Source organism: Mesorhizobium sp. USDA 3734, assembly GCF_056279665.1.
On the sequence record NZ_JBWCCW010000001.1, the window covers coordinates 2,562,690 to 2,584,292 of the forward strand.

The 21,603-nt window shown below is 63.1% G+C and carries 20 protein-coding genes; 16 read left to right on the forward strand and 4 right to left on the reverse strand.

Translation table 11 applies throughout. The features are described 5' to 3' along the window. Nucleotides 1-269: 269 nt before the first annotated feature. Both ilvD and ACZ89F_RS12210 read left to right on the forward strand, forming a co-directional pair. Nucleotides 270-1,994, forward strand: coding sequence for a dihydroxy-acid dehydratase (ilvD, locus tag ACZ89F_RS12205; protein WP_476092132.1), 1,725 nt, complete (start codon nt 270-272; stop codon nt 1,992-1,994). Further along, on the forward strand, nt 1,981-2,820 hold the full coding sequence (locus tag ACZ89F_RS12210; protein ID WP_476092133.1) for a tetratricopeptide repeat protein: 840 nt from the start codon (nt 1,981-1,983) through the stop codon (nt 2,818-2,820). The genes ilvD and ACZ89F_RS12210 overlap by 14 nt, the downstream gene beginning before the upstream one ends. A 52-nt stretch (nt 2,821-2,872) precedes the next feature. Here ACZ89F_RS12210 and ACZ89F_RS12215 read toward each other — a convergent pair whose 3' ends face one another. From ACZ89F_RS12215 to erpA, 4 genes are all read right to left on the reverse strand, one after another. Further along, on the reverse strand, nt 2,873-3,190 hold the full coding sequence (locus tag ACZ89F_RS12215) for a hypothetical protein (protein ID WP_476092134.1): 318 nt from the start codon (nt 3,188-3,190) through the stop codon (nt 2,873-2,875). 78 nt (nt 3,191-3,268) lie between these two features. Continuing rightward, nucleotides 3,269-4,063 carry an exodeoxyribonuclease III gene (xth, locus tag ACZ89F_RS12220; RefSeq protein WP_476092135.1) on the reverse strand — a complete coding sequence of 265 codons (795 nt, stop codon included), beginning with the start codon at nt 4,061-4,063 and terminating at the stop codon, nt 3,269-3,271. A gap of 17 nt (nt 4,064-4,080) precedes the next feature. After that, nucleotides 4,081-4,476: a VOC family protein gene (locus tag ACZ89F_RS12225; protein WP_476092136.1), complete on the reverse strand. Its 396-nt coding sequence runs from the start codon at nt 4,474-4,476 to the stop codon at nt 4,081-4,083. Between the two features lie 2 nt (nt 4,477-4,478). Then, complete coding sequence (erpA, locus tag ACZ89F_RS12230; protein WP_352655190.1) at nt 4,479-4,826, reverse strand: iron-sulfur cluster insertion protein ErpA; 348 nt, start codon at nt 4,824-4,826, stop codon at nt 4,479-4,481. Nucleotides 4,827-4,899: 73 nt separating this feature from the next. Between erpA and ACZ89F_RS12235 the strand changes: the two genes are divergently transcribed. From ACZ89F_RS12235 to ACZ89F_RS12300, 14 genes are all read left to right on the forward strand, one after another. After that, entirely contained in the window at nt 4,900-6,114 is a 1,215-nt protein-coding gene (locus ACZ89F_RS12235) for a deoxyguanosinetriphosphate triphosphohydrolase (protein ID WP_476092137.1), read from the forward strand. Nucleotides 6,115-6,189: 75 nt separating this feature from the next. Then, a complete protein-coding gene (argS, locus tag ACZ89F_RS12240) occupies nt 6,190-7,947 on the forward strand; it encodes an arginine--tRNA ligase (RefSeq protein WP_476092138.1) in 1,758 nt (585 codons plus the stop codon). 103 nt (nt 7,948-8,050) lie between these two features. Next, complete coding sequence (locus tag ACZ89F_RS12245; protein ID WP_476092139.1) at nt 8,051-11,428, forward strand: SPOR domain-containing protein; 3,378 nt, start codon at nt 8,051-8,053, stop codon at nt 11,426-11,428. A gap of 132 nt (nt 11,429-11,560) precedes the next feature. Further along, entirely contained in the window at nt 11,561-12,580 is a 1,020-nt protein-coding gene (nagZ, locus tag ACZ89F_RS12250; protein ID WP_056581993.1) for a beta-N-acetylhexosaminidase, read from the forward strand. Between the two features lie 62 nt (nt 12,581-12,642). Then, the gene (locus ACZ89F_RS12255) at nt 12,643-13,443 is read left to right on the forward strand and encodes a segregation and condensation protein A (protein ID WP_136616288.1); all 801 of its coding nucleotides are present in this window, start codon (nt 12,643-12,645) and stop codon (nt 13,441-13,443) included. After that, nucleotides 13,440-14,207, forward strand: coding sequence for an SMC-Scp complex subunit ScpB (scpB, locus tag ACZ89F_RS12260; RefSeq protein WP_476092140.1), 768 nt, complete (start codon nt 13,440-13,442; stop codon nt 14,205-14,207). Before ACZ89F_RS12255 ends, scpB begins: the two co-directional genes overlap by 4 nt. A 169-nt stretch (nt 14,208-14,376) precedes the next feature. Next, complete coding sequence (locus ACZ89F_RS12265) at nt 14,377-14,598, forward strand: twin-arginine translocase TatA/TatE family subunit (protein WP_013531295.1); 222 nt, start codon at nt 14,377-14,379, stop codon at nt 14,596-14,598. Nucleotides 14,599-14,627: 29 nt separating this feature from the next. After that, complete coding sequence (gene tatB / locus ACZ89F_RS12270) at nt 14,628-15,431, forward strand: Sec-independent protein translocase protein TatB (protein ID WP_476092141.1); 804 nt, start codon at nt 14,628-14,630, stop codon at nt 15,429-15,431. Continuing rightward, nucleotides 15,428-16,303, forward strand: a complete 876-nt coding sequence (gene tatC, locus ACZ89F_RS12275) for a twin-arginine translocase subunit TatC (protein WP_476092142.1) — start codon at nt 15,428-15,430, stop codon at nt 16,301-16,303. Before tatB ends, tatC begins: the two co-directional genes overlap by 4 nt. A 189-nt stretch (nt 16,304-16,492) precedes the next feature. Further along, on the forward strand, nt 16,493-17,797 hold the full coding sequence (serS, locus tag ACZ89F_RS12280; RefSeq protein ID WP_476092143.1) for a serine--tRNA ligase: 1,305 nt from the start codon (nt 16,493-16,495) through the stop codon (nt 17,795-17,797). Beyond that, nucleotides 17,797-18,555 carry a 5'/3'-nucleotidase SurE gene (gene surE, locus ACZ89F_RS12285; RefSeq protein WP_476092144.1) on the forward strand — a complete coding sequence of 253 codons (759 nt, stop codon included), beginning with the start codon at nt 17,797-17,799 and terminating at the stop codon, nt 18,553-18,555. The genes serS and surE overlap by 1 nt, the downstream gene beginning before the upstream one ends. Then, complete coding sequence (locus ACZ89F_RS12290; protein WP_476092145.1) at nt 18,552-19,211, forward strand: protein-L-isoaspartate(D-aspartate) O-methyltransferase; 660 nt, start codon at nt 18,552-18,554, stop codon at nt 19,209-19,211. The genes surE and ACZ89F_RS12290 overlap by 4 nt, the downstream gene beginning before the upstream one ends. Before the next feature lie 292 nt (nt 19,212-19,503). Then, nucleotides 19,504-21,012: a peptidoglycan DD-metalloendopeptidase family protein gene (locus tag ACZ89F_RS12295; RefSeq protein WP_476092146.1), complete on the forward strand. Its 1,509-nt coding sequence runs from the start codon at nt 19,504-19,506 to the stop codon at nt 21,010-21,012. 258 nt (nt 21,013-21,270) lie between these two features. After that, nucleotides 21,271-21,537 carry a hypothetical protein gene (locus tag ACZ89F_RS12300; protein ID WP_476092147.1) on the forward strand — a complete coding sequence of 89 codons (267 nt, stop codon included), beginning with the start codon at nt 21,271-21,273 and terminating at the stop codon, nt 21,535-21,537. Nucleotides 21,538-21,603: the final 66 nt, after the last annotated feature.

Below are 21,603 nucleotides of genomic sequence, written 5' to 3' on the forward strand. Positions count from 1 at the left end.
AGGCCGGGCCATGCCCGGCCTTTTCCGTTGAAACGGCCTTTGCCTGCGATTGTCTCATCCAAGCTGCGCTGCATATCAGCCGCACTGGTTTCGCCTCGTGCGATTGTGATGTTTTGGCAACACTTTCTGAACAACCCCTGCGCTAGAAGTCGGGCTGAGGAAATTGCCCATTTCCCGCCATAAACCCGGCGCACCTCGATCTTGTCTCGGGACACGCGCCAAAAGGCTCGGCGATGGGGCAGGCCGCACCGCCCGCGGCAAGGAACAGTATGGACGCCAGAGTCATTTCCAAGGCTAAACTTCCCAGCCGCCATGTGACCGTCGGTCCGGCGCGTGCGCCGCACCGTTCCTATCTTTATGCGATGGGCTTGTCGGCGGCCGAGATCGCGCAGCCGCTGGTCGGTGTCGCGTCCTGCTGGAATGAGGCGGCGCCCTGCAACATCTCGCTGATGCGCCAGGCGCAGGTGGTCAAGAAAGGCGTCGCGGCCGCCAGCGGCACGCCTCGCGAATTCTGCACCATCACCGTCACCGACGGCATCGCCATGGGCCACCAAGGCATGAAGTCGTCGCTGGTGTCGCGTGAGGTCATCGCCGATTCGGTCGAGCTCACCATGCGCGGCCATTGCTACGATGCGCTGGTTGGCCTGGCCGGCTGCGACAAGTCGCTGCCTGGCATGATGATGGCCATGGTGCGTCTCAACGTGCCGTCGATCTTCATCTATGGCGGCTCGATCCTGCCCGGCAGCTATCGCGGCCGCCAGATCACCGTGCAGGACGTGTTCGAGGCCGTCGGCCAGCACTCGGTCGGCACGATCGACGATGCCGAGTTGCTTGAAATCGAACAGGCGGCCTGTCCGTCGGCCGGCTCCTGCGGCGCCCAGTTCACCGCCAACACAATGGCCACCGTCGCCGAGGCGATCGGCCTGGCGCTGCCCTATTCCTGCGGCGCGCCGGCACCTTACGAAATGCGCGACCGTTTCAATTTCGCCTCGGGCGAAAAGATCATGGAGCTGATCGCGAAAAATATCCGGCCGCGCGACATCGTCACGTTGAAGGCGCTGGAAAACGCGGCGACCGTGGTGTCGGCCACCGGCGGCTCGACCAACGCAGCACTTCATCTGCCGGCGATCGCACACGAGGCCGGCATCAAGTTCGACCTGTTCGACGTGGCCAAGATCTTCGAGAAGACGCCTTACATCGCCGACCTCAAGCCTGGCGGCAAATATGTCGCCAAGGACATGTTCGAGGCCGGCGGTATTCCGCTGTTGATGAAGACGCTGCTCGACCACGGTTATCTGCATGGTGACTGCCTGACCGTGACTGGCCGCACTTTGGCCGAAAACATGCAGCACGTTGCCTGGAATGAACATCAGGATGTGGTCCGCCCGGCCAACAGACCCATTACCCAAACCGGCGGTGTCGTGGGCTTGAAGGGAAACCTTGCCCCCGAAGGCGCGATCGTGAAGGTCGCGGGCATGGCGGAGTTGAAGTTCTCCGGCCCGGCGCGCTGCTTCGATTCGGAAGAGGAATGTTTCGAGGCGGTGACGCATCGCAACTACAGGGAAGGCGAGGTTCTCGTCATCCGTTACGAAGGGCCGCGCGGCGGTCCCGGCATGCGCGAGATGCTGTCGACGACGGCAGCGCTCTACGGCCAGGGCATGGGCGGCAAGGTGGCGCTGATCACCGACGGGCGCTTCTCGGGCGCGACACGCGGCTTCTGCATCGGCCATGTCGGCCCCGAGGCAGCCGTGGGCGGTCCGATCGGGCTGCTCAGGGATGGCGACGTGATCTCGATCGACGCGGTGAACGGCACAATCGAGGTGGCGTTGTCCGATGGTGAACTGGCGGCGAGGGCAAAGACCTGGAAGGCGCGCACGACCGACTATCAGTCGGGCGCGATATGGAAATATGCACAGACGGTAGGGCCGGCGCGCGATGGCGCGGTGACCCATCCGGGCGGTGCGAAAGAAACACATTGCTATGCGGACATCTGAGTTGTTGAGGTCGTCTGTCTTTTCGGCACTGGTCGTGGTCGCCACTTTTGGCGCGACCTTTGGCGCCGTGGGCCAGGCTATGGCCTTCGACGACAAGGTGTTCGACGACAAGACCGGCGTGAAGCCGCAGTCCAGCCCGTGGGCGGTGTTCCAGTTCGGCTTCTCCGCCTACAAGAACGGCCACAAGGAACAGGCCGCCGAGGCCTACAAATACGCCGCCGAAAACGGCCAGATCGGCGCCACTTGGAAGCTTGCCCGCATGTATGCCGAAGGCGACGGCGTGGCGCGCGACGACTATGAAGCGTTCAAGTTCTTCTCGGAGATCGTCGACCAGGATGTCGAACCCGGCTCGCCGGAGGAAAGCTATGTCTCCGACGCGCTGGTGGCGCTTGGCGACTATCTGCGCAAGGGCATTCCCGGCAGCCCGGTCACCGAGAACGAGGTGGCGGCCCAAGAATATTACATGCGCGCCGCCGCCAACTACCGCAATCCGAACGCGCAGTTCGAGATGGGGCAGATGTTCCTGAAGGGCGAGGGCGGCGTGAAGGCCAGCGTCAAGCAGGCCGGGCGCTGGTTCCAGCTCGCCGCCGAAAAGGGCCATGCCGGCGCCCAGGCGACGCTGGGCCACCTGCTGTTCCAGAGCGGCAAGATCGTTCGCGGCCTGGCGATGATGACCGCAGCGCTCGAACGCGCTTCGCCGGCCGATCAGCCCTGGATCCGCGGCATGCAGGAGGAGGCATTCGCCACCGCCGGCGAGGCCGACCGCCGCACCGCGATCTCGCTGGCCGACGACATCCTCACCAAGGGCGGCAACGCAGACCAGTAGTTTTTTGCTGGCGGCTGAACTGCCGATCTCCCCCACAAGAGGGGAGATTGGCTCAGTTCTCGGTTGGTTCCGTCGGCACCATGCTGGGAGCCGGCGTCGAAATCGGCGTGGCGTGCAGGTGCGGCGCCATCGTGTTTGCGGGGCAACTGTCCGCGACCTTCGTCCACGAGGTATTGTTGAGCACCAGATCGCAGCGGGCCAGATGGCTCTGGTCGGCAACCGTCAGGCAGGCGACCTGGCCAAGCTGGTAGGATTTTCCATTGGCCAGGCATTCCTGGTCGGCAAATGCGGCCGCAGGAGCGGCCATGGCAAATGCCAGGCCGATCGGACAAAGAGAAAATCGAATGATCATGGGAACCCCAGCCGCCATGCTGATCTCCCATCATGCCCCGGAATGTGGCTACATGAGGTCCAGCGCAGGTGTGCCCGGCCTCAGGCCAGGGTTCTCTCAGGCCGGCTGCAGCGCGAGATCAATCGCCACCGGCACGTGATCGGACGGCTTTTCCCAGGCACGCACATGCTTTTCGATCGAGGCCGATGAGAATCGGTTGGCGGCTTCCGGCGACAAAAGCAGATGGTCGATGCGGATGCCATTGTTCTTCTGCCAGGCGCCGGCCTGATAGTCCCAGAACGTATAGGTGTCGGGCGCGTCGGTGACCGCGCGCACCGCCTCGGTGAAACCAAGGTTGAGCAGCCGCCTGAAGGCTTGCCGCGTCTGCGGCTGGAACAGCGCGTCGCCCAGCCAGTTCTCCGGAAACCGCGCGTCGATCGGCTCGGGAATGACATTGTAGTCGCCGGCCAGCACTAGGGCCTCCTCCAGCTTGAGCCGTTCTTCGGCCCAGCGCTCCAGCCGCGCCATCCAGGACAGCTTGTAGGGGAACTTCTTCTCGTCATCGATCGGATTGCCGTTCGGCAGATAGAGCGAGGCGACCCGCAGCGCGCCCTTGTCGGTGGAGAAAACGCCTTCGATGAAACGCGCTTGCTCGTCGGCATCGTCGCCGGGCAGGCCGCGATTGACTTCATCGAAGCGCAATTTCGACAGGATGGCGACGCCGTTGAAACCCTTCTGGCCATGGGTTTCGACATTGTAGCCAAGCGCCTCGATCTCGGCGCGCGGGAATTGCTCGTCGACGGTCTTGATCTCCTGCAGGCAGACAATGTCGGGCGCGCTTTCGGTCAGCCAATGGGTCAGGTTGCCGATGCGGGCGCGGACGCCGTTGATGTTCCAGGTGACGATTTTCATGACGGTCTCGATGCTGTTCAGTTGGGCTCTTGCTGCGGATGGCGCTCGACCAGGCCGATCGTATTGCCAGCCGGGTCCTTTAGGAAGGCCATCCATTCGCTTTCCCCCGCTGGACCGAACTGGCCCTCGGTGTCGCGATGGACGAGCGTCGGCGGCGCGGTGAAGGGGACGCCGGCGGCTTTCGCCTCGATATGGAAGTCGTCGAGGCCTGATATGTCGAGATAAACGGTCCCGGCGGGTATGCCGTCGGTGAACAACAGCCTGATATCGCCGGCCATGATGAAGGCGATGCCCGGCGGATCAAAGCGCGCGTGGACAGCCATCCCGAGCACGTCGCGCCAGAAAGCCAGCGTCGCGTCGAGGTTGCGTCCAGCCGACAGCGCGATCTGACGGACCGCGCCGATGGCAGGCATTTCTATATGGAGAAGCTCGTGCCGCAGCCGCAGGAGGCGACGGCATTCGGGTTCCTGATCTGGAACGACTGGCCCATCAAATCATCGACGAAATCGATCACCGAGCCGCCCATATAGACCAGCGACAGATCGTCGATCAGCACCGTGGCGCCATCCTTCTCGATGGCGACGTCGTCGTCATTCGCACCTTCGACCAGGTCGAACTTGTAGGAGAAGCCCGAGCAACCGCCGCCTTCGACCGACACGCGCAGCGCCGTCTTGCCCGCCTCGCCCGAGACAATTTTGGCGATCCGCCTGGCGGCGGCCTCGGTCATGTCGACTTTCATGGCAGTCTTGGCATCAGCGCCCATGGGCGTCACCTTGCTTTCGGTTTCACATGATAGGTATGAAGCGCAACGGGGCAAGTCAACTGCGGCATCGATCATGACCAATGAGTTGGGCGACATCGGATTCGGCTATCGGCCACGCGCCGCCTATGCCTGCGATCCGGCAAAGTCGCGCGGACGGCTGTTCGACGAGGTGGAAAGCCCGACACGCACGCCGTTCCAGCGCGACCGTGACCGCATCATCCATTCGACGGCGTTCCGCCGGCTGAAACACAAGACGCAGGTCTTCATCGCGCATGAAGGCGACCATTATCGCACCCGGTTGACCCATTCGATCGAAGTGGCCCAGATCGCGCGCGCCCTGGCGCGGGCGCTGCGTGGCGACGAGGATCTGGCCGAGGCGGTGGCGCTGGTGCATGATTTCGGCCACACACCCTTCGGTCATACCGGCGAGGATGCGCTGAACGAGAAGATGGCTGCCTGGGGCGGCTTTGATCACAACGCGCAATCGCTGCGCATCGTGACAAGGCTGGAGGCGCGCTATGCCGAGTTCGACGGGCTCAATCTGACCTGGGAAACACTGGAAGGCCTGGTCAAGCACAATGGACCGCTGACGGATACCAGCGGCAAAGGCCTGAAAGGGCCGGTGCCGCAGGCGATCCGTGATTATTCTGAGCTGCACGACCTCGAGCTCGACCGGTTTGCCGGCATCGAGGCGCAGTGCGCGGCGATCGCCGACGATATCGCCTACAACACGCATGATATCGATGACGGGTTGAGGGCAGGGCTCTTGACGCTGGACATGCTGGAGACGGTTTCGCTGCCGGGAACCATCCTGAAAGGCGTTCGCGCACGCTATCCCTCCCTCGATGATGTGCGCACCGGCCACGAACTGATGCGGCGGCAGATCACAGCCATGGTCGAGGATGTCATTGTCTCCACGTCAGCTAATCTGGAGCGCATCAAGCCGCAGAGCGCCGATGCGGTGAGAGCGGCGGGCGAGACTATGGTCACTTTCTCGGCGGAAATGGCCGCCCTGGAGAAAGAACTGAAGGCGTTTCTCTACAAGCATCTTTATAGGCATGCGGAGGTCATGCGGGTGCGCGCGGACGCAGAGCAGATCGTCAAGGATCTGTTCGACGCCTATGTCGCCGATCCGCGCGCCATGCCGGACGGCTGGCGCGAGGGGCTGGATCGGGCCGACGATCGCATCAAGGCGCGTAGCGTCGCCGACTTCCTGGCGGGTATGACCGACACCTACGCGCTCAAGGAACACCGGCGTTTGTTTGACCATACGCCTGAATTGAGCTAGGGCGGGCTCGATTTTGCCGGCCAACGAGCCGGATTCGCTGCAAAGCCGCCAGAGCCAGACCCCAGAGTCACACAAATGAACATCTTCGCCGATTTCACCGCGCGAATCATAAAAGCCGTCGAAGCGCTTGATTTGAAAGACAATGATGGCGTTTCGCCGGATCTGTCGCGCATTGCCGTCGAGCCGCCGCGCGACGCCAGCCATGGCGACCTGGCGACCAACGCGGCCATGGTGCTGGCCAAGCCGACCGGCCAGAATCCGCGCGCGCTGGCCGAAAGACTGGCGCAAGCGCTGCGCGACGACAAGGATGTCGCCGCGACAGAAGTGGCCGGTCCTGGTTTCGTCAATCTCAGGCTCAAGGACGGCTTCTGGCAGACACATCTGACCGCACTGCTTGGCGAGGGCCGCAACTATGGCCGCTCGACGGTTGGCGGCGGCAGGAAGACCAATGTCGAATATGTCTCGGCCAATCCGACCGGGCCGATGCATGTCGGCCATTGCAGGGGTGCTGTCGTCGGCGATGCGCTCGCCAACCTGATGGCCTTCGCCGGTTACGACGTGACCAAGGAATATGTCATCAACGATGCCGGCTCGCAGATCGACGTGCTCGGCCGTTCCGCATTCCTGCGCTACCGCGAAGCGCTGGGCGACGACATCGGCGAAATACCCGCCGGTCTTTATCCCGGCGATTACCTGGTGCCAGTCGGTCAGGCGCTGGTCACGGAATTCGGCCGCTCGCTGCTGCAGATGCCGGATGACGAGGCGCTCGCTATCGTCAAGGACCGCACCATCGATGCGATGATGGCGATGATCCGCGAGGATCTGGCGATGCTCAACGTGCATCACGACGTGTTCTTCTCCGAGCGCACGCTGCACGCCGACAATGCCAAGAAGATCCGCTCGGCGATCAACGATCTGACACTGAAGGGCCACATCTACAAGGGCAAGCTGCCGCCGCCCAAGGGCGAGAAGCCCGACGATTGGGAGGACCGCGAGCAGACGCTGTTCCGCTCGACCGCGGTCGGCGACGACATGGACCGGGCGCTGGTCAAGTCGGATGGCTCATTCACCTATTTCGCCGCCGACGTGGCCTATCTCAAGGACAAGGTCGATCGTGGCTTCGTCGACCTGATCTATGTGCTCGGCGCCGACCATGGCGGCTATGTCAAGCGGCTGGAAGCGCTGGCGCGGGCCATTGCCGGCGAAGAGGTAAAGCTCACCGTGCTGCTTTGCCAGCTGGTGAAACTGTTTCGTGACGGCGAACCGGTGCGCATGTCGAAGCGGTCCGGTGATTTCGTGACGCTGCGCGAAGTGGTGGAGGAGGTCGGCCGCGACGCGATCCGCTTCATGATGCTCTACCGCAAGAACGATGCACCGTTGGATTTCGATTTTGCCAAGGTCACCGAGCAGTCCAAGGACAATCCGGTGTTCTATGTGCAGTACGCTTCGGCGCGCTGCCATTCGGTGTTCCGGCAGGCGAGCGAGCAATTGGGCGAAGCCAATTTCGACCGCAACAGCCTGGCGTCCGCCGTGGCTTTGCTGACCGACGAGGGCGAAATCGGCCTGATCCGCAAGCTTGCCGAGTACCCGCGCCTGATCGAGTCCGCGGCACTTGCGCTCGAGCCGCACAGGCTGGCATTCTACCTCTATGATCTGGCTTCCAGCTTCCACGGACACTGGAACCGTGGCACGGATAATCCGGACTTACGTTTTGTTAAGGTTAACGACCGACAATTGACGCATGCCAGACTAGGGCTGGTGCAGGCTGTTTCGGACGTTTTGACGTCCGGCCTGACGTTGATCGGAGCCGCCGCGCCCACCGAAATGCGTTAGGTTTGACTAAATAACCTGTCACCTTTTGCCCACATTGCGCTGGTAAGGGCCAACCCTACGCGACGTCCATGGCGTCCGAATGAGTGCGAGTTCGGGAACAATAATGGCAGACAGAACCCAGCTGAGAGTAGCCGACAACAACGACATCGCTGACGATGATCCGTTCGCGGAACTGACCAGGATCATGGGATTCGACCCGCGCCAGCCGGTCAAGCCGCAATCGCCCGCCCAGCCGAAAGCCCCAGCCGCTGATCTTGTGGCGGAAGAGGGCGATTTCGACATCGATCTCGAGAAGGAAATGATGGGCGAGTTCGGCGCTGACGACAGCGACGCCGCTCCGGTTGCCGAGGCTCATGAGCCGACATTCGCGCATGAGCCGGCGTTCGCCAGCGCAATGGACGACGAGCTTTCGGTGTCGCTCGACGACGATTTCCATCTGGACCTGGACGAAGTCGACGACCACGCAGCCGGCGTCAGCCATTCGGCCGCTGCTGAAACCACGTCAGCTGTAGGGCCGGCTTTCGATTCCGATTTCGACAATGCCGTCGCCAGTTCGCTCGAAGACGTTTCGCCCTTCGAGGACGATCAGCCGATGGCGGACGAGCTTGCCGCGTCGCTCGACCAGGACTTCCGGATCGATGAGGAAGCCGAAGAGGCCCAGCACGCTGTTGCCTTCGCCGACGCGCCAGCTTCAGTCGAGCCGGCTTCCGATCATGAATTCGACAATGCGGTTGCGATCTCGCTCGAAGACGAGTTGATGCTCGACGACCATTCCGTGGTGGAACAGTCCTACACGGCTGCCGATCCCGTCGAGTATCCCATGCCGGAGCAGGCGGCTGCGCATGACGCCCAGGCAATCTCCGACGAGAATTTTGCCGGCGACTTCGACGACGCCATGGCTGATGTCGACATGGATTTTGACATTCGCGCTGATGAGCCGGTCGCATTCGACGAGCCGGAAGCGCATGATGTGCTTGCCGATACCGCGGATGCGAGGGGCGAGACTCCCAGCCCAGAAGGCGCGTCGGATGATGCTTTCGACCTGAACTTCGACGACACGTTTGCCGAAACGGTCGAAGAGCCGGTCGCTGAAATTGCCACCGCTACGGTCCTGCCGGTGGCGCCAGCCGCTGATATGGGCGAGACGGTGCAAGCCCCGATCGCGGACGAACGAAGCCTGGAAGACGAGTTGAACGCGCTGCTGGGCGCCATGACCGCGCGTGCGGCGCCCATGGCCAAGGAGCCCGTCACGGCTCAGCCAGCTGTCGCCGCTCCGCCGCCTGTCGCCGAAGCAGCAGACACTGCCGAAGAACCGGCCGAACTCGTCGGCGACCTTCACTGGGATCTTGATGAATCCGCGCCTGAGCAGCCTCAGCACCTTGGTAGTGCGCAAGCGGCCGATGCGAATCTCGACGATCTTCTGCTTGATGAAGTTGAGGGCCTGGATTCGGGCTCGGATGCTGCCGGGCAGGGTGATGTCGATTTCGACAACGATGCGTTCGACGCGGCTTTGGCCAAAAGCCTCGACCCGCGTGACGTGGCCCGGGACAATTCGGCGGATTCTCTCGATTGGCTGGCGGAACGTTCCACGCCGCCAGAGCCAGCCCGTTCGTGGAGCCGCGTGACACCGGTCCCGCAGCAGCCGTCATTCAGCGCTCAGCCTGCGTTTGGCGCTCAGCCGGCCGCTTCGATGGCATCCATGGCTGCAGTACCGGCAGTCGCTGCGGCGACGTCTTATCGTTCGGCCGAGCCGGTCGAGACCGTCGCACCCGCAGCCCCTGTATCGGCGCCGCAATCGCGCCAGTCCGCGCGTTACGAAGACATGCCCGATGTCGAGACAGTCGATGTGCCCGAGCGTGTCGTGGCGCTGGCGGACGATCTCGATATTCCGGAACTGCACTTCGAGGAAGATCAGCCGGCGACGTCTGGCTATGACGATCTCGACGCTGAGTTCTCCAGCCTTCTCTCCGAGATGAACGCGGTGGAGGTCACTGCCGCTCCCGCGGGCGGCGTGGCCGGCGCGTCTTACGATGATGACTCCTACGCTGCGGGCTTCAAGCCGGGTTATGACCGTGTCAAGCCGGGCCATGACGGTGTCAGCCCGGGCTATGATGGGGGCAAGCCGGGCTATGACAGCGTCAAGCCGGCTTATGAGCCGGAAGCGCGGACATATGCGGCACGACCGATGGACGTGTCTGCCCGCGCGGCGGCGCCCACGGGTTATGCCGATGCCGCTGACGGCTTCGATCTCGACAGTCTGCCCGGCAGCCAGCCGGTTTCACAGGCAGATGATTTCACCGTCGATGAATTGGACTACGATCCCGAGCTCGACGAGGCGATGGCTGTTCCGGGTCTCGGCGAGCGCGAAGCCGCGAGGCCTTCGCGCGGACGTGGCCTGTTCATCGCAGCGATTGTCGGCGCGGTGGCGGTCGCAGGCGGCCTCGGTGCCTTTGCGCTGTCTTTCGGCGGCAAGGGCGGCAGCGATGTACCGGTAATCGTCAAGGCCGATAACGCGCCGATCAAGGTCAAGCCGGAGAATCCGGGCGGTGCCGTGGTGCCGAACCAGGACAACAAGGTCTACGACGCGGTCAGGGGCGCGAAGCCCGCAGAGCCGGTCCAGGAGAAACTGGTCACCAACACCGAAGAACCGGTGGACGTCCAGGCGAAGGATCCGGCCCGCGCCATCGATCTTTCACCGGACCAGAACGCAGGTGCCGCTGGAACCGATGTCGGCAATGGCGCGCCTACGGCCGGCGACGCTTCGGCCGACAACACGGCGGCCACGCCCAAGTCCGAGGACCGCATCGCACAGGTGCTGCAGGATGCCGACAAGGGCACCAATGCCGATGTCGTCGCCGTTGCGCCGCGTAAGGTGAGGACCATGGTGGTCAAGTCGGACGGTTCGCTGGTGCCGCGTGAAGATCCGGCGCCGGCCGCACCGCAAGTGGCCGCAACAGAGCCGGTCGACCCGGCGCCGCAGCATGTTGCCCCGTCGGCGCAAGCCGATGCGGACCAGACCGGGACCGTGGCGCCTGCCGCCGCTCAAGCGGACGACGAGCCAGCCCTCAAGCCGGCAGCCAAGCCCACCAAGGCTGAGGCCAAGGCGCAGTCGGCCAACACGCCGGCCAAGGTTCCGCTCGCGCCGCAGCGCCCGTCCGACCAGCCGGTTGATGTCGTCGGCGAGGTCAAGCCCGATCAGGTTGCGTCCATCGATCCGGCATCGACCGCGACCGGCGGTGGTTCGTGGTCGATGCAGATCGCTTCACAGCCGACGGTCGAAAGCGCCCAGTCCAGCTATCAGGACCTGCAGCGCCGCTACGGCAGCGTGCTTGCCGGGCGTACCGCCAACATCGTCAAGGCCGAGATCGCCGGCAAGGGCACGTTCTACCGCGTGCGCGTCCCGGCCCAGTCGCGCAATGACGCGATCAATTTGTGCACCAGCTACAAGGCCGCCGGCGGCAACTGTTTCGTCTCGCGCTAGAGCCGGAGCCACCCAGTCAAAAGCCGGCGCGGTCACCGCGCCGGCTTTTTTCATGGGGAAAGCAGATCTGACGTTTGACTGCTTGTGATCCGGATGATTCCCTTTGATCGCGCGAAGCTTTAGACTCCTGACATGACCGAATCAAAATCCATGATCCTCGGCTGTGCCGGGAAATCGCTCACCCGCGAAGAAATCAATTTCTATCGCAATGAATGCCCATGGGCCTTCATCCTGTTTGCGCGCAACATCGGCGAGACCGAACAGATCCGCGATCTGGTCGCCTCGATGCGTGACTGTATCGGGCGCCCGGACGCGCTGGTGTTCATCGACCAGGAAGGCGGCCGTGTGCAACGACTGCGGCCGCCGCTGGCGCCGAACTATCCGGCCGGTGGTGCGCTCGGCGCGCTGTGGCGCGACGATCATGATGCCGGCGCTCGCGCGGCGTGGCTTATGGCGCGGCTGCATGCCTTCGACCTCCTGCGCTACGGTATCACCGCCGACTGCCTGCCGGTGCTCGACGTGCCGATCGAGGGCGCCAGCGACGTTATCGGCGCGCGCGCCTATGGCAAGGACCCACGACCGGTGATTGAACTCGGTCGTGCCGCCGCGGAAGGGCTAATGGCAGGCGGCGTGCTGCCTGTCATGAAGCATATTCCGGGCCATGGACGCGCCTTTGCCGACACGCATTTCGAATTGCCTGTGGTCAATGCCTCGCTGAGCGATCTGCAGCGGCATGATTTCGCCCCGTTCAGGGAGCTCAACCATCTGCCGATGGCAATGACGGCTCATGTCGTCTACAGCGCGATCGACCCCAACAACCCGGCGACCACCTCCGGCAAGGTCATCGATGAGATCATCCGGCGCGAAATCGGCTTCGACGGGCTGCTGATGAGCGACGACACCTCGATGAAGGCACTTTCTGGGGATTTCCCGACAAAGGCGGCCTCGATCCTTGCGGCGGGCTGCGATCTGGTCCTTCACTGCAATGGCGTTTTCGAGGAGATGGCCGGCATCGCATCGCGCACCACGGGGCTTGAGGGCACGTCGCTGGAGCGGGCAAAGCGGGCGCTGACCTATATAAAGAACCGTGACACGGTTGAAGAAACCGAAATACGTGCCGAATTCGCCACCTATTTCGATGCGGTGGCATAGCAAAGGGAAAGTGACAGGCAGTGGCGGAAACATTGGAAAGCAAGGCCGCAAAGGCCGCACCGATGGACCGTCTGTGGGCCGAGAATGACGATTCACGCGTGACCGGCGACCCGTCGCTGGTCGTCGACGTGGCCGGCTTCGAAGGTCCGCTCGATCTTCTGCTGCATCTTGCCCGCACCCAGAAGGTCGATCTGGCACGCATTTCGATCCTGGCGCTGGTCGAGCAATATCTGACCTTTGTCGAGACGGCGAGGGCGCTCAGGCTCGAGCTAGCCGCCGACTATCTGGTGATGGCGGCGTGGCTGGCCTTCCTCAAGTCGAAGCTCCTGATCCCCAAGCAGCCGGGCGACGAGGGCGAAAGCGGCGAGGAACTGGCGGCGGTGCTGCAATTCCGGCTGAAGCGGCTGGAAGCCATGCGCGACGCTTCGGCGCGCCTGGTCAACCGCAACCGGCTCGGCCGAGACGTGTTCGCGCGCGGCATGCCGGAAATGGTCATCGTCGAAAAGCGCAACGCCTATTCGGCCTCGCTCTACGATCTCTTGACCGCCTACGCCCAGCAGCGGCAGAAGCAGGCGATCAACAATGTCACGATCGCCAGGCGCGGTGTCTGGTCGCTCAAGGACGCGCGCGATATCCTGACCCGTCTGGTCGGGGCCGTGAGCGACTGGACGACGCTGGAAAGTTTTCTGATCGTGTACATGACCAGCCCCGAGGAGCGGCGCACGGCGATCGCCAGCTCGTTTGCGGCGACGCTGGAACTGGTGCGCGAAGGCACGATGGACATGCGGCAGGATGAAGTGTTCGCGCCGATCTATCTGCGCGGCCGCACGCAGGCAATCAAGGCAGTCGAGGTGGCATCATGAGCGAACGCGCCAACGCTTCGGTTATCCCGTTCAAGGTCGGCGATGAATCCGAAGAGGAGTCGCTTTCCCAGGACCCGGCCGAGCAAAAGGTACAGAATCCGGCCGAGCGGCTGCATCTGGCGGAAGCCGTGCGCATGGCCGAGGCGATCGTGTTCGCCAGTGCTGAGCCTGTCAGCGAAAAGCAACTTGCGGCACGCCTGCCAGACGGCATCAACATCGCGCTGGCCATGACCGAACTGCAGCAGATCTATGCGCGGCGCGGCGTCAATCTGGTGCGTATCGGCGACGCCTGGGCGTTCCGCACGGCCGGTGATCTCGCTTTCCTGATGAGCCGGGATACTGTCCAACAAAGGAAGCTCTCCCGCGCGGCCCTCGAAGTGCTGGCGATCATCGCCTATCACCAGCCGGTGACGCGCGCCGAGATCGAGGATATCAGGGGCGTCGAAACCTCGAAAGGCACGCTCGACACGCTGCTGGAAACGGAATGGGTGCGCATGCGCGGCCGGCGCAAAACGCCGGGACGCCCTGTCACCTACGGCACCACCGACACCTTCCTCGACCATTTCGCGCTGGAGGAGATTCGCGATCTCCCCGGCATGGAGGAACTGAAGGGGGCCGGACTGCTTTCGGGCCGCATGCCGTCGAATTTTGCCATTCCGCTGCCGCCGGCCGATCCCGACGCGCTGACCGACGACGAGGACGCGCTGACCGACATCGATCTCGAGGAACTCGGCCTGCTGACGCCGCGCGTCACGGAAGATTGACTGGCATTGGCCGCCGATCTGTCGAGGATGCGCGGATTCGTAGCGGGCCGTCACGCCGAAAATGCGTGACATCCGCCACCCTTTCATAAACTCTGTCGCAGTTGTGTTTGAATCCCAACGCGAAAACGCATAGATCATCGCCAGGGAAAACATTCGAGAGAGATTTGCTATGGGTTCATTTTCGATTTGGCACTGGATGATCGTGCTGGTGATCGTGCTTTTGGTGTTCGGCCGCGGCAAGATTCCCGAGCTGATGGGCGACATGGCCAAGGGCATCAAGAGCTTCAAGAAGGGCATGGCCGACGACGACGTTGCCGAAGACAAGCGCACCGTCGAACATCGTGCCGACGAGACCGTTGCGGCCGCGAAGGAAAAAGCCAGCAAGAGCTGAGCCACAGGTTCTAGTCGGAACAGAGTGCCATGTTTGAAGTCGGCTGGACCGAAATGCTGGTCATCGCGATCGTCATGATCGTGGTCGTCGGGCCCAAGGATTTGCCCAATATGCTGCGCACCTTCGGCCGCACGACGGCGAAGCTGCGCGCCATGGCGTCCGATTTCCAGAAACAGTTCAACGAGGCGCTGAAGGAAGCCGAGCTCGACGACGTCAAGAAGTCCGTCGACGAACTCAGGGGCATGAGCCCGATGGCCGAGATCAGGAAGCAGCTCAATCCGTTCGAACAGGCCGCGGCCGACGTTCGCTCCGGTGTCGACGCGGCGATGAAGCCGAAGCCTGCGGATGATCCGGCAACACCTGCCGCTTCGACCCCGCAGGCGGCCGAGCCGTTGAAGAACGGTGCAGCGACCATGCCTGGCGTCAACGGGCCGGAAGCAGCACCAGCAGCGCCGATTTTCCCGGCAATGACCGACGAATCGGTGGTGACGTCGTCACTGCCGACGGCACCTGTTGCGGCGCCGAAGGCGTCCGCGGCGAAGAATGCAGCCAAGCCTGCGCCGGCAAAGGCGACGCCGGTTGCAAAAGCATCGGCCAAGGCTTCGGCAAATGGCGCAAAGGCTCCTGCGCCGGCGAAAACGGTCGCCGTGAAGGCCATGCCTGTGCCCAAGGCGCCGGCGAAGACCGTGGTGGCGGCAAAGCCTGAAACGCCCAAAGCCGTGAAGCCTGCCGCGGCCAAGGCCATCGCGACAAAGGCCGTGGCAAAAGCCGAACCGAAGCCTGCTGCGGCGAAGAAGCCGGCGGCCAAGAAGACGGCTGGAGCCGCCAAGTGAGCGTTTCGGACAAGGAGAAGGACGAGATCGAGAAATCGTCGGCGCCGCTGATGGAGCACCTGATCGAGTTGCGCCGGCGGCTGATCTGGTCATTGGGCGGCTTCTTCGTTGCCTTCCTGGTCTGTTTCTTCTTCGCCAAGAAGCTGTTCAACCTGCTTGTGATCCCGTTCAAATGGGCGACGAAATGGGCGGGGCTCGATCCGCACAAGGTCGAGCTGATCTACACCGCGCCGCAGGAATTCTTCTTCACCCAGGTCAAGCTCGCCATGTTCGGCGGCATGGTGATCGCCTTTCCGCTGATCGCCACGCAGATCTACAAGTTCATCGCGCCCGGCCTCTACAAGAACGAGCGCAATGCCTTCCTGCCGTTCCTGATCGCATCGCCCATCCTGTTCCTGATGGGCGCGTCGCTGGTCTATTTCTTCTTCACGCCGATGGTGATGTGGTTCTTCCTCGCCATGCAGCAGGCCGGTACCGACGATCAGGTGCAGATCTCGCTGCTGCCGAAAGTGTCGGAATATCTCAGCCTGATCATGACGCTGATCTTCTCCTTCGGCCTGGTGTTCCAACTGCCGGTGGTGACCAGCCTGATGACGCGAGTCGGCATGCTGTCGTCCAAGGGTCTGGCCGAGAAGCGCAAATGGGCGATCGTCATCGCCTTCGTCGTCGCGGCCGTGCTGACGCCTCCCGATCCGATGAGCCAGATCGGCCTCGCCATTCCGACCATACTTCTCTACGAGGTCTCCATCTGGGCCGCCCGGCTGATCGAGCGCGATCAGGAAAAGCAGCGTGTGGCGCGCGAGAAGCAGGACGCGGCGGAAACCGTGGCGGAGAAAGCCCCGGACGAGCCTCCAGCGTCGGCAGCCTCGTAATACCCGGCTGCGTGGAAAACGGCAGCCGCAGCCTAGCCTCATCTTGCATCGATCTCAGATGCGGTTTACGCCCTCTCGCTGAAACGCATCGCACTCAACGCGATGCGTTTCAGTTTTGTTTGAAGCATGTCGTTGTCCCAAAACCGCTGCGCACTTTTGGGCGACATGCTACCCAGGAGCGTTCAAACCATGCTTGACATCAAATGGATTCGCGACAACCCGAAGGCCCTTGTCGAGGCGCTGGTCAAGCGCTCGTGGTCGGCGGGTGAGGCGCAGTCCACGGTCGACGGGCTGATCGCCTCGGACGAGGCGCGGCGCGAACACGTCACCGAGTTGCAGATCAAGCAGGAGCGCCGCAATGCCGCCTCGAAGGAGATCGGCAATGCCATGCGTTCGGGCGACGCGGCGCTTGCCGAGACGCTGAAAGCCGAAGTCGGCGAGATCAAGACCTTCATCCAGAACGGCGAGGCACGGGAACGAGAGCTCGACAAGGCGCTGAACGACGCGCTGGCGGTATTGCCCAACGTGCCCTTCGACGATGTGCCGGTCGGCAAGGATGAGCACGACAATGTGGTCAAGCACATTGTCGGCAAGGCGCCGACGCGGCCGAACTGGGTGAAAGAGCATTTCGAGATCGGCGAAGCACTCGGCATGATGGATTTCGAGCGGGCGGCCAAGCTGTCAGGCTCGCGCTTCACCGTGCTGAAAAGCGGGTTGGCGCGGATGGAACGCGCGCTCGGCCAGTTCATGCTCGATTTGCATACGACCGAGCATGGCTACGAAGAAGTCATCCCGCCGCTGATGGTCAAGGACGACGTTCTGTTCGGCACCAACCAGTTGCCGAAGTTCGAGGAAGATCTGTTCTTCACGCCGCATGGGGAGGGCAGGCTTGGCCTGATCCCCACCGCCGAAGTGCCGCTCACCAACCTGGTGCGCGAGGAAATCACCGCGCATGAAAAACTGCCGTTGCGCTACACTGCGCTGACGCCATGCTTCCGTTCGGAAGCCGGCTCGGCCGGGCGCGACACGCGCGGCATGTTGCGCCAGCACCAGTTCTACAAGGTCGAGCTGGTGTCGATCACCGACCAGGAATCGTCACTTGCCGAGCATGAGCGGATGACGCAATGCGCCGAGGAAGTGCTGAAGCGGCTCGGCCTGCCGTTCCGCACCATGACGCTGTGCACCGGCGACATGGGCTTTGGCGCGCGCAAGACCTACGACATAGAGGTCTGGCTGCCCGGCCAGAACGCCTATCGCGAAATCTCGTCCTGTTCGGTGTGCGGCGATTTCCAGGCGCGCCGCATGGACGCCCGCTACAAGGACAGAGACGGCAAGGGCAACCGCTTCGTCCACACGCTCAACGGTTCGGGCACCGCCGTTGGCCGCGCGCTCATCGCCGTCATCGAAAACTACCAGAATGAGGACGGCAGCGTAACCATTCCTGAAGTGCTGCGGCCTTACATGGGCGGCCTGGAAAAGATCGAAGCGAAATAATGCGCATTCTCCTGACCAATGACGACGGCATTCATGCCGAGGGCCTGGCGTCGCTCGAACGCGTCGCGCGCACACTGTCCGACGATGTCTGGGTGGTGGCGCCGGAGCAGGACCAGTCCGGCTACGCGCATTCGCTGTCGATCTCGGAGCCGCTGCGGCTGCGCAAGATCGGCGAGAAGCATTTTGCCGTGCGCGGCACGCCGACCGATTGCGTCATCATGGGCGTCAAGAAGATCCTGCCCGGCGCACCCGACCTGATCCTGTCCGGCATCAATTCGGGCGCCAACATCGCCGACGACGTCACCTATTCCGGCACCGTCGCCGGTGCCATGGAGGGCGCGCTGCTCGGCATCCGCTCGATCGCGCTCAGCCAGGGCTACAGCTATGTCGGCGAAGATCGCGTCGTTCCCTACGAGACGACCGAGACGCTGGCGCCGGCCTTGCTGAAGAAATTGATCGCGACGCCGCTGCCGGACGGCGTGCTCCTTAACGTCAATTTTCCCAACTGCCTTCCCGAAGAGGTCACTGGGACGGTGGTCACCACGCAAGGCAAGCTCGTGCACAGCCTGTGGGTTGACGAGCGCCGCGACGGGCGCGGCCTGCCTTACTACTGGCTGCGCTTCGGCCGCGAGCCGGTCGAAGGCAAGCAAGGCACCGACCTCTACGCTCTGCGCAACAGGCTGGTGTCGGTGACGCCCCTGCAACTCGACCTCACAGCGCATGAAATCCGTGACCAACTGAGCAAGGCGCTTGCATGAACCAGGGCCTCCAGATCGATGACCGCGAAGGCTTTGCCGCCTTTCTGCTGCGCCTGCGCGGCCGGGGAACGGTGCCCAAGGCGCTGATCGCCGCCTTCGAGGCGACACCACGCCGCGGTTTCCTGGCTGCCCAGTTCCATCAGATCGCCTGGTCGGACCGCATGCTGCCGATCGAATGCGGCGAGGCGATCGAAGGCGCCGACTTGCAGGCGGCGGTGATCGCGGCGCTCGCCATCGAGCAGGGCAACCGCGTGCTCGAGGTCGGCACCGGCTCTGGCTATACCTCGGCGGTGATGTCGCGGCTGGCGGCGCGGGTCGTCACCACCGATCGCTACAAGACGCTCGTCGAGCAGGCGAGGCAGCGCTTCGAGGCACTCGGCATTGGCAATGTCATCGTGCGCCACGCCGATGGTTCCGGCGGGCTGCCGAATGAAGGGCCGTTCGACCGCATCGTCGCCTGGGCCGCCTTCGACAGCCTGCCGCGCTTCCTGCTCGACCAATTGTCGAGCGGCGGCATCGTCATCGCCCCGATCGGACCCGAAGAGGGCGAACAGGTGCTGGCCAAGCTGACCAAGGTCGGCAGCCGGTTCGAGCGCGAGGACATCGGCCTCGTTCGCCTGCAGCCGATCATGCGCAGTGTCGCCGCCGTCATCTAGGGGCGTTGATATTCAGGTGAGGCCGGCCTGCAAACGTTGGTTTCCTGCGCTTCCGGTGCTCGCGTACGAAAAGTACGCTCCGCTCGGCGCAAGGGCGACCCCGGAAGCCACCTTGTTTGGTCGCTTCGCACCCCGTCTTCGACTCCGGCTCCGCCTGACCTGAATCTCAACACTCCTCTCGCCCTCTAATATTTTAAGAAAATTGCGCCGGATTCCATGAGGTTAACCGTCGAGTAACATTAACGCGCTTTAATCATGCCTAGTTTGTACCGGGTATGTGCGGGTCAGTGCGATGCAACTCAGTGTTTTGAAGGCAAATGGACGCAATCTGGCGCGAGGCTGCGCCGTCCTCATGATTGCAGGCGCCGCGGCCGGGTGCAGTTCCCAGGTTTCGCGGTTCAATGGCGTCGACGACGTCTTCACGTCCTCGACCAACAATCAGCGCGCCATCATCAACAAGCAGGATGCCGTACAGCAGCCCTATCCGGGCGATGTCGCCGCCGCTCCGATCGATGGCACCCACACACAATCGGTCAGCCGCTCCAGCCTCGAGCCGGTCTCGACACGGCCGCTGCCGCCGCCCGTTGCCCAGGCACAGCCGGCTCCCGCAGCGAAGCCGATGCGCACCGCATTGGCTCCGGCACCGCATGTCGACAGGACCACGACCGGCACCGTCGCTCCGGCGGCATCGCCTTTCAAGGTTGCGCAGCCCGACGAACCGCGCGTGGCGTCCTCTGGTAAGCCGCATGCAACCGAGATTGTCGTTCGGGACGGCGAAACGATTGGCGGCCTGGCGCAGCGCTACAAGGTGCCGTCCGACGTGATCATGAAGGTCAACGGGCTGAGCGCGACCAAGGGGCTGAAGACCGGCCAGAAGCTGATCATTCCGGCCTATGCCTATTCGAGCAAGGGCGAGGCGAAGGTCGCCGATGCCAAGCCGGCGAAAGACGGTAAGCACGATCTGCCGGCCACTGCGCCGGACAAGGTCGCCGTCCTGCCGCAGCAGCCGAAGCTCAAGGAAGGCAAGTCCGCCGCTCAGGTCGACACGTCGGCCGCGGCAAGCCAGCCCAAGGAGCCCAAACCGCAGGTGGCCGCGGCCAAGGCGACTGGCGCCGCTGGTACCTACACGGTCCAGTCGGGCGATACGATGTCCTCGATTGCCAGGAAGACCGGCGTCGGCGTCGTTGCTCTCAAGCAGGCCAACGGGATGAGGGATGGGCTGCTCAAGATCGGCCAGACCCTGAAGGTGCCGGCGGGCGGGACCGCGACGGTCGCCAGCGCCAAGCCGGCCAAGATCGATCCGGTGACCACGGCCACCACGCAAGCCCCGGCAAAGGCCACGCCGTCGGAGACGCTGGCGTCCTACACCCCGCCGAAGAAAGATTCGAAGGTCATCCAGCAGGCCGAGGACGACGACGCCGTCGCGCCCGACGCCACTGGCATCGGCAAGATGCGCTGGCCGGTGCGCGGCCGTGTGATCTCCGGTTTCGGCTCGGGCAAGGATGGCGTCGACATCGCCGTGCCGTCGGGAACGCCGGTCAAGGCGGCCGAGAACGGCGTCGTCATCTATGCCGGCGACGGTCTCAAGGAATTCGGCAACACCGTGCTGGTGCGCCACGAGAATGGACTGGTCACCGTCTATGGCCACGCCAGCTCGATCGAGGTGCAGCGCGGCCAGAAGGTCAAGCGCGGCCAGGAAATCGCGCTGTCGGGCATGAGCGGCACGACGGACTCGCCGAAGCTGCACTTCGAAGTGCGCAAGAATTCGGCTCCGGTCGACCCCTCCGGCTATCTCGAATAGAAGAAAAAAAGCAATTGCGGGACGTCTGACCTCCAGTCCGCCCGCCGGCTCAGCCCGTTCCGCAAGGAACGGGCTTTTTCAGTTGGTTGCGGGATTTCACGTCTTTCAATGCACGGTCGTTGTCCCGAAAACGAGACCACTTTTGGGCGTGAAAATCCCATCAGGCATTCAGTAATTTTCTTTGCCTATGATCGCCAGCATAGGGGACCAATCGCAAGGCAAATCGTGGCAAGTTTGGATATGTGGCGTCAGATCAGGATGTGGCTGCTGATTGGTGTGCCGCTCGTGGTTGGCGGCACGCTTCTTCGCCACTACAGTTTTCATGCCTTCGAGCTTTTGATGTTCGGGTCCTCGATTGCGCTGACCCTTTTCTCGATCTGGCTTATTTACCGCAGTTGGCCGAGCCGGGAGCAAAGACTGCCAGGCAAGACCGGCGCCGCCTATGCCGGCGTGATCATGGCCTCATTCCTTCTTATTGTGTCCCTCTACGGAAACTACGTCGTCCTGCCTGTGGTAACCGGCTGATCGATATTGGCTCGAACGCTTGAAAAAGCTGCGAAGGTTCGACTGACCACATTCGGGGACACAATC

What these genes read in the sequence shown, in the direction of transcription:
- ilvD (WP_476092132.1), top strand. Translation starts at nt 270, where the DNA reads ATGGACGCCAGAGTCATTTCCAAGGCTAAACTTCCCAGCCGCCATGTG.
- ACZ89F_RS12210 (WP_476092133.1), top strand. Translation starts at nt 1,981, where the DNA reads ATGCGGACATCTGAGTTGTTGAGGTCGTCTGTCTTTTCGGCACTGGTC.
- ACZ89F_RS12215 (WP_476092134.1), bottom strand. Translation starts at nt 3,190, where the DNA reads ATGGCGGCTGGGGTTCCCATGATCATTCGATTTTCTCTTTGTCCGATC.
- xth (WP_476092135.1), bottom strand. Translation starts at nt 4,063, where the DNA reads ATGAAAATCGTCACCTGGAACATCAACGGCGTCCGCGCCCGCATCGGC.
- ACZ89F_RS12225 (WP_476092136.1), bottom strand. Translation starts at nt 4,476, where the DNA reads ATGCCTGCCATCGGCGCGGTCCGTCAGATCGCGCTGTCGGCTGGACGC.
- erpA (WP_352655190.1), bottom strand. Translation starts at nt 4,826, where the DNA reads ATGGGCGCTGATGCCAAGACTGCCATGAAAGTCGACATGACCGAGGCC.
- ACZ89F_RS12235 (WP_476092137.1), top strand. Translation starts at nt 4,900, where the DNA reads ATGACCAATGAGTTGGGCGACATCGGATTCGGCTATCGGCCACGCGCC.
- argS (WP_476092138.1), top strand. Translation starts at nt 6,190, where the DNA reads ATGAACATCTTCGCCGATTTCACCGCGCGAATCATAAAAGCCGTCGAA.
- ACZ89F_RS12245 (WP_476092139.1), top strand. Translation starts at nt 8,051, where the DNA reads ATGGCAGACAGAACCCAGCTGAGAGTAGCCGACAACAACGACATCGCT.
- nagZ (WP_056581993.1), top strand. Translation starts at nt 11,561, where the DNA reads ATGACCGAATCAAAATCCATGATCCTCGGCTGTGCCGGGAAATCGCTC.
- ACZ89F_RS12255 (WP_136616288.1), top strand. Translation starts at nt 12,643, where the DNA reads ATGGACCGTCTGTGGGCCGAGAATGACGATTCACGCGTGACCGGCGAC.
- scpB (WP_476092140.1), top strand. Translation starts at nt 13,440, where the DNA reads ATGAGCGAACGCGCCAACGCTTCGGTTATCCCGTTCAAGGTCGGCGAT.
- ACZ89F_RS12265 (WP_013531295.1), top strand. Translation starts at nt 14,377, where the DNA reads ATGGGTTCATTTTCGATTTGGCACTGGATGATCGTGCTGGTGATCGTG.
- tatB (WP_476092141.1), top strand. Translation starts at nt 14,628, where the DNA reads ATGTTTGAAGTCGGCTGGACCGAAATGCTGGTCATCGCGATCGTCATG.
- serS (WP_476092143.1), top strand. Translation starts at nt 16,493, where the DNA reads ATGCTTGACATCAAATGGATTCGCGACAACCCGAAGGCCCTTGTCGAG.
- surE (WP_476092144.1), top strand. Translation starts at nt 17,797, where the DNA reads ATGCGCATTCTCCTGACCAATGACGACGGCATTCATGCCGAGGGCCTG.
- ACZ89F_RS12290 (WP_476092145.1), top strand. Translation starts at nt 18,552, where the DNA reads ATGAACCAGGGCCTCCAGATCGATGACCGCGAAGGCTTTGCCGCCTTT.
- ACZ89F_RS12295 (WP_476092146.1), top strand. Translation starts at nt 19,504, where the DNA reads ATGCAACTCAGTGTTTTGAAGGCAAATGGACGCAATCTGGCGCGAGGC.
- ACZ89F_RS12300 (WP_476092147.1), top strand. Translation starts at nt 21,271, where the DNA reads ATGTGGCTGCTGATTGGTGTGCCGCTCGTGGTTGGCGGCACGCTTCTT.